Here is a 13567-nt window from a genome sequence, read left to right as displayed (position 1 = left end):
CCTGCGTTCAAGGCAATGCCACCGGGTAGGAACCAAGCACGCGCACGGTGCCGGCGTTGCCGTCGATCTCCTTCACTGCCGCCTGCACGCCCTCGTCGGAAATGTGGCCGGAGATGTCGATGAAGAAGGCGTACTGCCATTTGCCGGTGTGAGCCGGTCGCGACTCGATGCGGTTCATGCTCACCTTGTGCCTGGCCAGCGGGCTGAGCACGTCGTAAAGCGCGCCGGGTTTGTCGTTGACGGTGACCAGCAGCGAGGTGCGGTCGTTGCCCGACGGCGGGAACAGCGAGCGGCCGATGACCAGGAAACGGGTGGTGTTGTCGGCGCGATCCTCGATCGCCTCGGCCACGGTTTTAAGGCCGTACACGCGCCCGGCGGTTTCGCCAGCGATGGCGGCCACGTCGTCGGCGTGGCGCGCCAGGCGTGCGGCCTCGGCATTGCTGCTGACGGCAATGCATTCCACCGTGGGCAGGTTCAACCGCAGCCAGCTCTTGCACTGCTGCAGTGACTGCGCGTGGGCATAGACACGCTTGACGTCCTCCAGCCGGCCGTTCTGCGAATGCAGGCATTGGTGCACGCGCAGCTCCACCTCGCCGCAGATGATCGCCTCGGAGGTGAGGAACAGATCCAGCGTTATCTGGATCATGCCCTGCCCGGAATTCTCCACCGGCACCACGCCGAAATCGGCATTGCCGGCGGCGACTTCCTGGAACACTTCCTCGATGCTGCCCAGCGGCAGACTGTAGGCGGCGTGGCCGAAATGCTTGCGCACGGCCTGTTCGCTGAAGGTGCCCTCGGGGCCGAGATAGCCGATCTTCAGGGGGTCTTCCTGCGCCAGGCAGGAGGACATGATTTCGCGGAACAACCGTACCATTTCGGTATCGGGCAGCGGGCCGTCGTTGCGGTCGACCACCATGCGCAGCACGTGCGCCTCGCGCTCGGGGCGGTAATAGTCGATCGCGGAAAGCCCGGCGCCCTTCACCTGTGCCACTTCCTGCGCGCGGCGCGCACGCTCGGAAATCAGCTCCTGGATCTGGCGGTCGATGCTGTCGATGCGCTCGCGCATGTCACTCAGCGAGATCTTGGGGTCGCTCATGGTTCAGCCGCCTGGATGGAAAGAAGTCCAAATGATGAACGGGCATCTTGCCTGAAGAGCCCGTCCCCGGCCATTACCCGTGGCGCTTGGCAAAGTCCTGCATGAAGCCGGTCAACGCCTCGACCGCTTCGAACGGCACCGCGTTGTACAGCGACGCGCGCATGCCACCGAGCGCCTTGTGGCCCTTCAGCGCGATCAGCCCGGCCGCTTCGGATTCCTGCAGGAAAGCGGCGTCGAGCGCGCTGTCGTGCAGGGTGAAAGGCACGTTCATGCGCGAACGCGCGGCCACGTCGACGGGGTTGCGGTAATAACCGCCCGAGCCATCGATGGCCTGGTACAAGGTCTCGGCCTTGGCGCGATTGCGCTCGGCCATGGCTGCCAGGCCGCCCTGCTCCTTCAGCCACTGCAGGGTCAGGCCGGTGATGTACCAGCCCCAGGTGTTGGGCGTGTTGAGCATCGAACCGGCGGCGGCGTGTTCGGCGTAGCGAAGAATCCGCGCCATCGGGCGCGTAGCCCGCTGCAGCAGGTCGCGCCGCATCACCATCACCACGAAGCCGGCCGGGCCGATGTTCTTCTGCGCGCCGGCGTAGATCAGCCCGAACCGCGAAACGTCGATGGGCTCGGACAGGATGTTGGAGGACATGTCCGCCACCAGCGGCACGTCGCCCACGTCGGGGACGTCGTGATACTCCACGCCGTGGATCGTTTCGTTGGAGGTGTAGTGCACGTAGGCGGCATTCGGATCGAGCTGCCACTCCGCGCGCGGCGGCATGCGCAGATAGCTTTGCGCCTTGCTGCTGGCAGCCACGTTCACACGCACGTACGGCGCCGCTTCACTTGCGGCCTTTTCGCCCCAGTGACCGGTGATCAGGTAATCGGCACTGCCGTCAGGGGCCGCCAGGTTCATCGGGATCTGGGCGAAATGCTGGGTGGCGCCGCCCTGCAGGAACAGCACCGCGTAATCATCCGGAATGGCCATCAGCTGGCGCAGGTCGGTTTCAGTCTGCGCAGCCAGTTCGCCAAAGCGCTTGCCGCGGTGGGATTGCTCCATCACCGATGCGCCGCTGCCGTTCCAGTCCAGCATGTCACGCTGCGCACGTTCGAGCACGGCCAGCGGCAACGCCGCCGGACCAGCGCTGAAATTCCAGATTCTGCTCACTGCGATGGCTCCCTAGGTAGGTCAAGTATTATGGCGCAGCGCAACAACCGCCGGTCAAGCGGCGCCATCAGAAACGGATCAGCAACACCATCGCGATACCCAGCGCCAGCACCGCTGCGGTAACGATGAGCCACCAGACTTCACCGCGCGGTCCGGCCACGACTTCGGGCGCGATCGGCAGGTGCAGTTCGGGCATGGGCGCCTCGGGCATCATGCCGGGCGCATCCACCACGAAGCGATGCGAGGCCACGCCAATCTGGTCGCCCGGCTGCAGCGCCAGCCGCCCGGTCACGACCCCGTTGACGCGCAAGGGGTAATTGGCCGAAGCCTGGCCGGCCTCCAGCATCAGTTCGCCGTCGTGCCAGAAAATGCGCAGCGAAGCCTGCTCGCCCTGCGGCAGGTCGAGCGGCACGCGGCTCTGCGAGCCAAGTTCGAGACTGTCGCGCAACGACAGCACGCGCCCCGACAGCGGCCCACCCACGGCCCGCAGCGCAACGGTGCAACGCCCTTCCTGCGACACCTGCAAGGCCGGGCGCCGCGCCGGGTCTTCGTCATCGCGCAACAGCATGCGGCAACCGCCCACGCTGACCACGTCACCAGCGCGCAGCAACGCCCGCTCGCGTACGGGGCGCGCGTTTACGTGGATGCGCGCGGCGGAGGAAAGCACCTGCAGCACCCAGCCGCGACGATCGTGCTGGATCCGCACGTGATGCTCCGCGGCATGGCTGGCCGCCAGCACCAGGTCGTTGTCGGGCGCGCTGCCGATGCGCAGTTGAGGCTGCGTCCAGAGGAAGTCCTCGCGGGCCGAACGGGGAAACTCGATGCGCATCGCTGTACCAGGCAGGAGAAGCGAAACTCTAGCATGCGCAAGCCGCCAAACCGCCGTGCAACCGAAGGCACCGCTGCCTTAAACTACGCCGCTTACTGCGGAGCGCGGCATGTCCAGAATCCAGCTGAAACGACCCCACCAGATGACGCCTGCCGAGGCCCGCTCGGTGATCGACCAGATCGCCGCGCGCATGCGCGAAAAGTTCGGCATGGCATGCGAGTGGCAGGGGGATGCGTTGCGCTTCACCCGGCCCGGCGTCAAGGGCGACATCGCCATCGGTGCCAGCGAGATCCTGGTCAACGCCGAACTGGGCCTGATGCTGTCGCCGATGAAAGGCATGATCGAACAGGAAATCCAGCGCAAGCTCGACGAGCACTTCGCCTGACCCCGGGCGGTCGCGACTGATGATTCTTTGACCAGGGCCACATCCGTGGCATACTCGTCGGCTTACGCAGCCACGATGGCTGTGCACGAACACCGGACCACATGGCAAAAGACGACGTCATCGAAATGGAGGGTACGGTCCAGGAGACCTTGCCCAACACCATGTTTCGCGTACAACTGGAGAATGGGCATGTTGTCATCGCCCATATTTCCGGCCGCATGCGCAAGCATTACATCCGCATCCTCACGGGCGACAAGGTCAAGATCGAAATGACCCCGTACGACCTGAGCAAGGGGCGGATCACCTACCGCATGAAGTAAACCGGCGTGACGTAGTCGGCCCGTTGGCTTTGCCACGGCCTGCACTCAACTGGCGCGATCCGGATGCTCGAAGACAAAAGGCGGCGCAATGCGCCGCCTTTGTTTTGCCTCGCGTTTGAGCGCAGTTACCGGTTACACCACTACCGGAAACTTCTCGCTGGCCTCGCAATCGACCTGCAGCTCGCCGTCACGCACGCTGAGCCGCACCTTGCCGCCGTCAGCCAGCTTGCCGAACAACAACTCGTCGGCCAGTGCCCGCTTCACCTTCTCCTGGATCACGCGGGCCATCGGGCGTGCACCCATCTGCGCGTCGAAGCCATGCTCGGCCAGCCAGTGGCGGGCGTCCGCATCCACGTCCAGCACCACCTGCTTCTCGGCAAGCTGGCTTTCCAGCTCGATCAGGAACTTGTCCACCACGCGCAGGATGTGCTCGAAATCCAGCGCGCTGAACTGGATGATCGCGTCCAGCCGGTTGCGGAACTCCGGAGTGAAGATGCGGCGGATCACTTCCATCGCGTCGGACTCGTGCTTCTGTTCCACGAAACCGATACTGCGCCGCGAAGCCAGCGCCGCGCCCGCGTTGGTGGTCATCACCACCACCACGTTCTTGAAGTTGGCCTCGCGACCATTGGTGTCGGTGAGCACACCGCGGTCCATCACCTGCAGCAGGATGTTGAACACGTCCGGGTGGGCCTTCTCGATCTCGTCCAGCAGCAGCACCGCATGCGGATGCTTCACCACCGCCTCGGTCAACAGCCCACCCTGGTCGAAGCCGACGTAGCCGGGAGGCGCGCCGACCAGCCGCGACACGGAGTGGCTCTCCATGTATTCGGACATGTCGAAGCGGATCATCTCGATGCCCAACTGCATCGCCAACTGTTTGGTGACCTCGGTCTTGCCCACACCGGTAGGGCCGGCCAGCAGGAAGCAGCCGATCGGCTTGGACGGATCGGCCAGGCCGGAACGGGCCATCTTGATCGAGGCGGCCAGAGCTTCGATCGCCGGGTCCTGACCGAACACCACCATCTTCAGATTGCGCTCGAGATTGCGCAGCACATCGCGGTCGGACGCGGAGACCTGCTTGGCGGGAATCCGCGCCATCTTGGCGACGATGTATTCCACCTCGCCCACGTCGATGGTGCCGGTGCGCTCGTCATCCGGCAGCAGGCGCTGACGCGCGCCGGCCTCGTCGATCACGTCGATCGCCTTGTCCGGCAGCAGCCGGTCGGGAATGTGCTTGACGGAAAGATCCACCGCGGCCTTCAGCGCCTCGTTGGTGTAGGCGACGTGGTGATGCTCCTCGAAGCGCGAACGCAGGCCCTTCAGGATCTCGATGCTGTCCGCCACGGTGGGCTCGACCACGTCGATTTTCTGGAAGCGCCGCGCCAGGGCGCGGTCTTTCTCGAACACGCCACGGTATTCCTGGAACGTGGTCGAGCCGATGCAGCGCAGCTCGCCCGACGCCAGCATCGGCTTGATCAGGTTGGACGCATCCATGGTGCCGCCCGAGGCGGAGCCGGCGCCGATGATGGTGTGGATCTCGTCGATGAACAGGATCGCGCCCGGCTGCTTCTTCAGCTGGGTGATCACGCCCTTCAGGCGCTTCTCGAAATCACCGCGATACTTGGTGCCGGCCACCAGCGCGCCCAGGTCGAGCGACCAGATGGTGGCCTCTTCCAGCACCTGCGGCACTTCACCGTCCACGATGCGCTTGGCCAGGCCCTCGGCCAGCGCGGTTTTGCCCACGCCGGCCTCACCCACGTACAGCGGGTTGTTCTTGCGGCGGCGGCACAGCACCTGGATGGTGCGTTCGATCTCGTCGGTGCGGCCGATCAGCGGGTCGATCTTGCCTTCCAGCGCCAGTTCGTTGAGGTTGCTGGCGAACTCGTGCAGCGGGTTGCCCTTGGCCTCGCCTTCCTCGCCCTCGCGCTCCTGCCCGCCGGCCGAGCCTGCAGCCGGCTCTTCGCCGATCTTGGCGATGCCGTGCGAGATGTAATTGACCACGTCGAGGCGGGTGATCTCCTGCTGGTGCATGAAATACACCGCATGGGAATCCTTTTCACCGAAGATCGCCACCAGCACGTTGGCGCCGGTGACTTCCTTGCGACCGGAGGATTGCACGTGATAAACGGCGCGCTGCAGTACGCGCTGGAAGCCCAGCGTCGGCTGCGTATCGCGCTCGTCGCCTTGCGGCAGCACCGGCACGGTCTCGGCGATAATGCGCTCGAGCTCGCTGCTCAAGCGTGGCAGGTCGACGCCGCAGGCGCGCAATGCGCCCAGCGCCGACTGGTTGGTGGTGAGCGCCAGCAACAGGTGTTCCACGGTCATGAACTCGTGGCGTTGCTCCCGGGCCTGCTTGTAGCAATGGCCGATGGTGACTTCGAGATCCTTGCTGAACATTCGGATCGACTCCGCTGAGGTTGGAAGCGACTTGTTGTCGCCATGCCCACCAAAATGGGGGTGCTCAAGCCTTTTCCATAGTGCACAACAATGGGTGCTGATGAGCGCGTGAATATTCGTTTACCTGGGTCACCTTGGTCTCGGCCACCTCCCGGGTAAAAACCCCGCAAACGCCGCGTCCACGAGTATGCACGTGCAACATCACCTGTACCGCCTGCTCCTGGTCGAGGTTGAAGAAGCCACGCAACACTTCAACCACGAAATCCATCGGGGTGAAGTCGTCGTTGAGCAGCAATACCCGAAACAGGGGTGGTCGCGCCACCTCCGGCTTGGCCGATTCCACCGCCAGTCCCCGGCCGTGATCATGTTCGTGTTCGGATTCGTGGGCCATGAGTTCTTGAGTGTTGTTTTCGATACCGAGTATACGCTGCGGTACTTGGCGCCCCGCGGCGAGAACTGCATGAGGTAATGGCACAATGGGCGCTTTTCCAGTGCCTGCCCATGCCTGATTCACTTACCCCGCGAAATGTCTGGTGTCCCCATGTCACGGTGGCCTGTGTCGTCGCCAATGGCGACCGCTACCTGATGGTGGAGGAAGATGCCTGCGGTCGCCTCGCCTACAACCAGCCCGCGGGCCACCTGGAAGACCACGAAAGCCTCACCGACGCCGCGTTGCGCGAGACGCTGGAGGAAACCGGCTGGACGGTCGAGCTGCAGCACCTCATCGGCGTGCAGCAATGGCGCAGTACCGAGCATGGCGAGAGCGTGGTCCGCTTCAGCTTCGCGGCGCGTGCCGTGAGCCACGACCCGGCCCGAGCGCTGGACACCGGCATCCATCGCGCGCTGTGGCTGACCCGCGCCGAAATCGCTGCCTTGGGCGATCGCGTGCGCAGCCCGCTGGTGCTGCTCAGCATCGACGCCTGGCTGGCGGGCCAGCGCTTGCCGTTGCAAACCCTGGACTACCTGCCGGGCAACCCGCCGGACACGCCCGCATGAAGGTGATGCTGGGTATTTCCGGTGGCGTCGATTCCTCGGTCGCCGCCTTGCTGCTGCAACAGGCCGGCCACGAGGTCGAGGGCCTGTTCATGCAGAACTGGGAGGAGGACGAGCGCAGCGGGCCGTGCACCACCGATGCCGACCGCAAGGACGCGGTGGCCGTATGCGGACGGCTGGGTATCCCGTTCCATGCGCGAAATTTCGCGGCGGAGTACTGGGATGGCGTGTTCGCCCATTTCCTCGACGAATACCGCGCCGGCCGCACGCCCAATCCCGACGTGCTGTGCAACCGCGAGATCAAGTTCAAGACGTTCCTGCACGAGGCGCAGGCGCTGGGTGCGGAGAAGATCGCCACCGGCCACTACGCCCGCGTGGACCGGCGCGATGGTCGCTACCGGCTGCTGCGCGCCGTGGATGCGGCCAAGGACCAGAGCTATTTCCTGCACGCGCTGGGCCAGCAGCAACTGTCCGCCACGCTGTTTCCGCTGGGCGGCATCGAGAAACCGCGGGTTCGCGAACTGGCCCGCGAAGCGGCGCTGCCCACCCATGCCAAGAAGGATTCCACCGGCATCTGTTTCATCGGCGAGCGCGATTTCCGCAGCTTCCTGGCGCAGTACATCCCTGCCCGCCCCGGCGAGATGCGCACGCCCGATGGGGAACTGATCGGTGAGCACCAGGGTGCGATGTATTACACGCTGGGCCAACGCAACGGCCTCGGCATCGGCGGGCGCCATGGCGCCAGTGGCGAGGCCTGGTTTGTGGTGGGCAAGGATGTCGCCAGCAATGTGCTGTACGTGGCGCAGGGCGGCGAGAACCACTGGCTCCATTCGCACCGGCTGGAAACGGAAGCGCCGAGCTGGGTCGCCGGCGAGGCGCCCGCGTCGCACTTCCGCTGCACGGCGCGCACTCGTTATCGCCAGTTCGACCAGGCCTGCGAAGTCACGGTGCATGCCGACCGGTTGGAGGTACGCTTCGACGAACCCCAGCGCGCCGTCACCCCCGGCCAATCGGTGGTTCTCTATGATGGCGAGGCCTGCCTCGGTGGCGCCGTGATCGCCGCCACCGACGCCACCTATGGTGGCCTGCCACCTCTCCTCTCCTCTTGATCAGCGAGTCACGTTCTGGTGTTTGAAACTTTTTCGATGAATGAAGAGCGGGTGCTGGCGTTGGCCGGCATCTTCCAGGCGTGCTCGCTGGCGCAGAAGCTGGCCAACGAAGGGCGCTGCGACGACGCCGCGATGGAAGCGGGCGTGGCCAGCATTTTCCGCATCGACGCGCCGTCGGTGGTGGGCGTTTACGGCTCGGTGGCCACCATGCGGCCGGGCTTGCGCCGATTGGTGTCGCAACTGGACGAGAGCGACCGCGACATGGCGCTGACGCGCATGGTGGTCACCGTGATGCGGCTGGAACGCAGCCTGTCCGCACGCCCGGACCTGCTTGAGCAGCTGCAGCAGGGCATCGTTGCGGCGCAGCGCCAGGTGGAGCATTTCGGGCAGGCATCGCAGCAGGTCACGGGGCGGCTGGCGGAGCTGTATGTCTCCACCCTGTCTTTGCTGACCCCGCGCGTGATGGTCAACGGCAACCCGCAACAGTTGCAGCAACCGGCGGTGGTGGAGAAGATTCGCGCCAACCTGCTGGCCGCCGTGCGTTCGGCCGTGTTGTGGCGTCAGGTGGGCGGCCGCCAGTGGCAACTGCTGCTGTATCGGCGCCAGTGCAGCATGCTGGCGCGCGGATTGCTGACCGGCGCGATGCTGGACAACGGCTGAGCGGCGGCGCGCCGCCCTGTAGGAGCGGCTTCAGCCGCGACGCTCTTGTTTTGGAACTCCAGAAGCAGAAGCATCGCGGCTGAAGCCGCTCCTACAAAAAAGCAGTGCCGGGAACCCGCGTACTTAACCCAGCAACTTCAGCCCCGGACGCGCCCGCGCCAGCCGGCGCAGCAAGGTGGCAAATACCTGAAGGTTGTCCTGCCACGGCGACGCGTCGCGCCAGTACAACGCGATCTCGCGGCCGGTGGCCTGCCCTTTCAGCTTGGCCAGCACGATATTCGGCATCGACGCCAGCCGCTCATGCGCCAGCGCGGGCACCAGCGCGTAACCGCCACGCAGACTGACCAGCGCCGCCAGGCTTTCCAGACTCACATCCTGCACGTGGCCGTGATCGGCGCCATCACCGCCAAGGCCGTCGGCGTGGCTCTCGGCCATCAGCGTGGCCTGGGCCGGGTCGAGCTGCTCCAGCGTCACGCTGCGCTGGCTGGCCAGCGCGTGGTCGGCGCGCAGCATCAGTTCCCACGGCTCGAAAAACAGCGGCTTCATCGCGATGCCGCTGATGGCGGGAACCAGCGGCGCCAGCACCGCATCCAGCTCACCCTCGTGCAGGCGGCGCAGCAGGCCACGCGGTTTGCCTTCGGAAATCACCAGCCGGGCACCCGGAAAATGCTGCGGGAACGGCGAAATGAGATGCGGCAACAGGTACGGCCCCAGCGACGCCGGCAAACCCAGCCGCAATTCGCCACCAAAGGCCACCGCGCCGGCGCGGGCCAGCTGCTGCAGGTGCTCGGCTGCAGCCAGCACCGCGTCGATCTGCTGCAGCAGGCGACGGCCGCCCGCGGTGGGCACGATGCTGCGGCCACCGCGTTCGAACAGCGGCGCGCCCAGCGCCTGTTCCACCTTCTGCACCTGGTGCGACAGGCCCGACGGACTGATGTGCATGGCGCGCGCGGCGCTGTTGAAACTGGCATGGCGATGCACCGCCTGCACCAGCGCGAGATCACGCAACGACACTGCCGCCAGGGTGGTCGAAATCATCGAATGCTGCATGTCATCAAAAGCGTTTGCGCCACGGGTATGCGGACCCCATGCTGGGTGGACGGTCGCCGAAGTCTACTCGTCGCGCGGCATTGCATACGTTTCCGCCATTCCGTGACGCCAACCTGCGGGTGTTCGTTCGCGAGTTCCCCGCGTTTGGGCGATAATTGGCAAATTTGCCGGGACGGCCAACCGTCGCCGTGGTCATCATCCCAGCCGCAGGATTCAGCCAGGAGCTTCCCATGAAAGACACCTTTTCCGCACGCGACACACTCGAAGTCAACGGCAAGCAATACGCCTTTGCCAGCCTCGCCAAGCTGGGCCAGCGCTTCGACCTGAAGCGGCTGCCGTATTCGATGAAGATCCTGCTGGAAAACCTGCTGCGCCACGAGGATGGCGTGGACGTGACCAGCAAGGAAATCGAAGCAGTCGCCACCTGGGACGCGAAGAAGGAGCCGGACACCGAAATCTCCTTCATGCCCGCCCGCGTGCTGCTGCAGGACTTCACCGGCGTGCCGTGCGTGGTCGACCTAGCGGCGATGCGCGACGCGATGAAGGCGCTGGGCGGTGACCCGACCCTGATCAACCCGCTGTCGCCGGCCGAACTGGTCATCGACCACTCGGTGCAGGTCGACGTGTTCGGCAGCGAAGACGCGCTGGAAAAGAACGTCGCCATCGAATTCGAGCGCAACCAGGCCCGCTACAGCTTCCTGCGCTGGGGCCAGAAAGCCCTCACCGATTTCAAGGTGGTGCCGCCGCGTACCGGCATCGTGCACCAGGTGAACCTGGAGCACCTGGCCCGCGTGGTGATGGCCAATGAGGTCGACGGCCAGCAGTGGGCCTACCCGGACACCGTGTTCGGCACCGACTCGCACACCACCATGGTCAACGGCCTGGGCGTGCTGGGCTGGGGCGTGGGCGGCATCGAGGCCGAGGCGGCCATGCTGGGCCAGCCGTCGTCCATGCTGATTCCGCAGGTGGTCGGCTTCAAGCTGTCGGGCAAGCTGCCCGAGGGCGCCACCGCCACCGACCTGGTGCTGACCGTGACGCAGATGCTGCGCAAGCAGGGCGTGGTCGGCAAGTTCGTGGAGTTCTTCGGCCCGGGCCTGCAGCATCTGGCGCTGGCCGATCGCGCCACCATCGGCAACATGGCACCGGAATATGGCGCCACCTGCGGCATCTTCCCGGTCGACGCCGAATCGCTGCGCTACCTGCGCCTGTCCGGCCGCAGCGACGAGCAGGTCGCGCTGGTCGAGGCGTACGCCAAGGCCCAGGGCCTGTGGCATGACGAGAACAGCCCGCACGCCGAATTCACCACCACGCTCGAGCTGGACCTGGCCGACGTCAAGCCGTCGATGGCCGGCCCGAAGCGCCCGCAGGATCGCGTACTGCTGACCGACGTCAAGCAGAACTACAACGACAGCCTGGGCGCCACCACGGTCAATCGCGCGCCGAAGAACGGCGCGGCGGAAGCCTTTGCCAGCGAGGGCGGCGCCACCGCCATCGGCAACCCGAACAACACGATCGCCGACGGCCGGGTGCGGGTCGAGATGAATGGCGACAGCTTCAAGGTCGGTGACGGCTCGGTGGTGATCGCCGCGATCACTTCGTGCACCAACACCTCCAACCCCGCCGTGATGCTGGCCGCCGGCCTGGTCGCCAAAAAAGCCGCCGCGCGTGGCCTGAAGGCCAAGCCGTGGGTGAAGACGTCGCTGGCACCGGGCTCCAAGGTCGTCACCGATTATCTGGAAAAGACCGGCCTGCTGACCGAGCTGGAAAAAACCGGCTTCTACCTGGTCGGCTACGGCTGCACCACCTGCATTGGCAACTCCGGCCCGCTGCCGCAGGAAATCAGCCAGGCGATCAGCACCGGTGACCTCACCGTGGGCGCCGTGATTTCCGGCAACCGCAACTTCGAAGGCCGCGTGCACGCCGAAGTGAAGATGAACTACCTGGCCTCGCCGCCGCTGGTGGTCGCCTACGCGCTGGCCGGCTCGCTCGACATCAACCTCACCACCGAACCGCTGGGCCAGGGTTCCGATGGCAAGGACGTGTTCCTCAAGGACGTGTGGCCGAGCAACCAGGAAATCAGCGACCTGCTGGCCAGCGCGGTCACCTCGGACATGTTCAAGAAGAACTATGCCGACGTGTTCAAGGGCGACGAGCGCTGGAACGCCATCGCCTCGCCGGACGGCGCGCTGTACGCGTGGGACGAAGCGTCCACCTACATCAAGAACCCGCCGTACTTCGACGGCATGACGATGGAACTGAACAAGGTCGAGGACATCCACGGCGCACGTTGCCTGGGCCTGTTCGGCGACTCGATCACCACCGACCACATCTCGCCGGCCGGTTCGATCAAGAAGGATTCACCCGCCGGTCGCTTCCTGATCGAGCGTGGCGTGCAGCCGATCGACTTCAACTCCTACGGTTCGCGCCGCGGCAACGACGACGTGATGGTGCGCGGCACCTTCGCCAACATCCGCATCAAGAACCAGATGCTGGACGGCGTCGAAGGCGGCTTCACCCGCCACATCCCCAGCGGCGAGCAAATGGCAATCTATGACGCCGCGATGAAGTACAAGGCATCGGGCACGCCGCTGGTGGTCATTGCGGGCAAGGAATACGGCACCGGCTCCTCGCGCGACTGGGCGGCCAAGGGCACATTGCTGCTGGGCGTGAAGGCCGTGATCACCGAGAGCTTCGAGCGCATCCATCGCTCGAACCTGGTCGGCATGGGCGTGCTGCCGCTGCAGTTCAAGGACGGCGAGAACGCCAAGACGCTGGGCCTGACCGGCAACGAAACGTTCGACATCAGCGGTCTGGATGACGGCCGTTCGAAGGAAGCCACCGTCACCGCCACTGCACCGGATGGCAGCACCAGGCAGTTCACAGTGCACGTGATGCTGTTGACCCCGAAGGAGCGCGACTTCTTCCGTCACGGCGGCATCCTGCAATACGTGCTGCGCCAGCTGGCAGGCAAGAAAGCCGCCTGAGTTTCAGTGCCACCTGGAAAAAAGGAGCGCCCCGAAAGGGGCGCTTTTTTTTGACCTGGCCATGCCTGGCGAATCCCGCGAACGGCCCTACATCACGCGTTTCCACGTCGCGGTGTAGCAACGCCAATCGCCATCCTCGTTGCGCCACGCCGATTCGACTTGATACACGCCCATCTGGTCAGGCAGCAGCTTGCCACCGCTGGTCAATGTGACCGTGAACGTAGCCACCATCCGCTCACCGCGGTGCTCGATCGACACCGGCCCCATCGTGACGCCCACATGGTCGCCGCGCAGCGCCAGCAAACGAACCATGCCGGTCAACTTGCGCCGGTCCAGCCTGCCTGCGTTGCCGTCGAAATCCTCGCTGAGCGGCTCGGCCAGATCCCCGGCCGAACCGGCCTCGGCTGCCTGCGCCATGGCGACGATCGCCTCGCGTACCCGCGTTTCATCCGGCGTGCGGCGACAGCCCGGCAGCACCAGCGCAAGCAGGACAAGCGCGCCTGCGATGAGGATCGTTTTCTTCGGTCGGATCATGGCGGGACTCGTTGCGGTGCGGCTTGCCGCTATACGCGGGCGCATGTT

Annotated in this window: 13 protein-coding genes; 6 read left to right on the top strand and 7 right to left on the bottom strand. The window is 65.3% G+C overall.

The annotated features are described in order from the left end of the window. Positions 1-7: 7 nt before the first annotated feature. The 3 genes from pheA to ACFPK0_RS06740 all read right to left on the bottom strand — a co-directional run bounded on the left by pheA (position 8) and on the right by ACFPK0_RS06740 (position 3084). Positions 8-1096: a prephenate dehydratase gene (gene pheA, locus ACFPK0_RS06750; protein WP_056080017.1), complete on the bottom strand. Its 1089-nt coding sequence runs from the start codon at positions 1094-1096 to the stop codon at positions 8-10. 73 nt (positions 1097-1169) lie between these two features. After that, positions 1170-2255: a 3-phosphoserine/phosphohydroxythreonine transaminase gene (serC, locus tag ACFPK0_RS06745; RefSeq protein ID WP_056080020.1), complete on the bottom strand. Its 1086-nt coding sequence runs from the start codon at positions 2253-2255 to the stop codon at positions 1170-1172. 67 nt (positions 2256-2322) lie between these two features. After that, entirely contained in the window at positions 2323-3084 is a 762-nt protein-coding gene (locus tag ACFPK0_RS06740) for an FHA domain-containing protein (protein ID WP_056604506.1), read from the bottom strand. Positions 3085-3193: 109 nt separating this feature from the next. On the opposite strand from ACFPK0_RS06740, the gene ACFPK0_RS06735 reads away from it, so the two are divergent. Together ACFPK0_RS06735 and infA are read left to right on the top strand one after the other, a co-directional pair. Then, the gene (locus ACFPK0_RS06735) at positions 3194-3469 is read left to right on the top strand and encodes a polyhydroxyalkanoic acid system family protein (RefSeq protein ID WP_040670856.1); all 276 of its coding nucleotides are present in this window, start codon (positions 3194-3196) and stop codon (positions 3467-3469) included. Positions 3470-3570: 101 nt separating this feature from the next. Next, the gene (gene infA / locus ACFPK0_RS06730; RefSeq protein ID WP_007081871.1) at positions 3571-3789 is read left to right on the top strand and encodes a translation initiation factor IF-1; all 219 of its coding nucleotides are present in this window, start codon (positions 3571-3573) and stop codon (positions 3787-3789) included. Positions 3790-3921: 132 nt separating this feature from the next. Here the strand turns inward: infA and clpA are convergent, their stop codons facing one another. Together clpA and clpS are read right to left on the bottom strand one after the other, a co-directional pair. After that, complete coding sequence (clpA, locus tag ACFPK0_RS06725; RefSeq protein ID WP_377339266.1) at positions 3922-6189, bottom strand: ATP-dependent Clp protease ATP-binding subunit ClpA; 2268 nt, start codon at positions 6187-6189, stop codon at positions 3922-3924. A gap of 64 nt (positions 6190-6253) precedes the next feature. Continuing rightward, complete coding sequence (gene clpS, locus ACFPK0_RS06720; RefSeq protein ID WP_007081869.1) at positions 6254-6580, bottom strand: ATP-dependent Clp protease adapter ClpS; 327 nt, start codon at positions 6578-6580, stop codon at positions 6254-6256. A gap of 110 nt (positions 6581-6690) precedes the next feature. Between clpS and ACFPK0_RS06715 the strand changes: the two genes are divergently transcribed. Genes ACFPK0_RS06715 through hflD form a run of 3 tightly spaced genes read left to right on the top strand, consistent with a single transcriptional unit; the run spans position 6691 to position 8951 of the window. Continuing rightward, positions 6691-7185, top strand: a complete 495-nt coding sequence (locus tag ACFPK0_RS06715; protein WP_056081029.1) for an NUDIX hydrolase — start codon at positions 6691-6693, stop codon at positions 7183-7185. Then, positions 7182-8291 carry a tRNA 2-thiouridine(34) synthase MnmA gene (gene mnmA / locus ACFPK0_RS06710; protein ID WP_377339263.1) on the top strand — a complete coding sequence of 370 codons (1110 nt, stop codon included), beginning with the start codon at positions 7182-7184 and terminating at the stop codon, positions 8289-8291. The genes ACFPK0_RS06715 and mnmA overlap by 4 nt, the downstream gene beginning before the upstream one ends. A gap of 36 nt (positions 8292-8327) precedes the next feature. Next, positions 8328-8951 carry a high frequency lysogenization protein HflD gene (gene hflD / locus ACFPK0_RS06705; RefSeq protein WP_007081866.1) on the top strand — a complete coding sequence of 208 codons (624 nt, stop codon included), beginning with the start codon at positions 8328-8330 and terminating at the stop codon, positions 8949-8951. 123 nt (positions 8952-9074) lie between these two features. Here the strand turns inward: hflD and ACFPK0_RS06700 are convergent, their stop codons facing one another. Continuing rightward, on the bottom strand, positions 9075-10001 hold the full coding sequence (locus tag ACFPK0_RS06700) for a LysR family transcriptional regulator (protein ID WP_056080036.1): 927 nt from the start codon (positions 9999-10001) through the stop codon (positions 9075-9077). Between the two features lie 230 nt (positions 10002-10231). Here ACFPK0_RS06700 and acnA point away from each other — a divergent pair, with 230 nt between their 5' ends. After that, complete coding sequence (gene acnA / locus ACFPK0_RS06695) at positions 10232-12985, top strand: aconitate hydratase AcnA (protein WP_056080039.1); 2754 nt, start codon at positions 10232-10234, stop codon at positions 12983-12985. Positions 12986-13072: 87 nt separating this feature from the next. On the opposite strand, the gene ACFPK0_RS06690 is transcribed toward acnA, so the two are convergent. After that, positions 13073-13519 carry a hypothetical protein gene (locus tag ACFPK0_RS06690; RefSeq protein ID WP_056080042.1) on the bottom strand — a complete coding sequence of 149 codons (447 nt, stop codon included), beginning with the start codon at positions 13517-13519 and terminating at the stop codon, positions 13073-13075. Between the last annotated feature and the right edge of the window lie 48 nt (positions 13520-13567).

This window comes from Rhodanobacter ginsenosidimutans (assembly GCF_042655685.1).
Classification (GTDB): domain Bacteria; phylum Pseudomonadota; class Gammaproteobacteria; order Xanthomonadales; family Rhodanobacteraceae; genus Rhodanobacter; species Rhodanobacter ginsenosidimutans.
The sequence above is the reverse complement of the archived record's forward strand: the minus strand, read 5'-3'. Positions and strand labels throughout refer to the sequence as shown.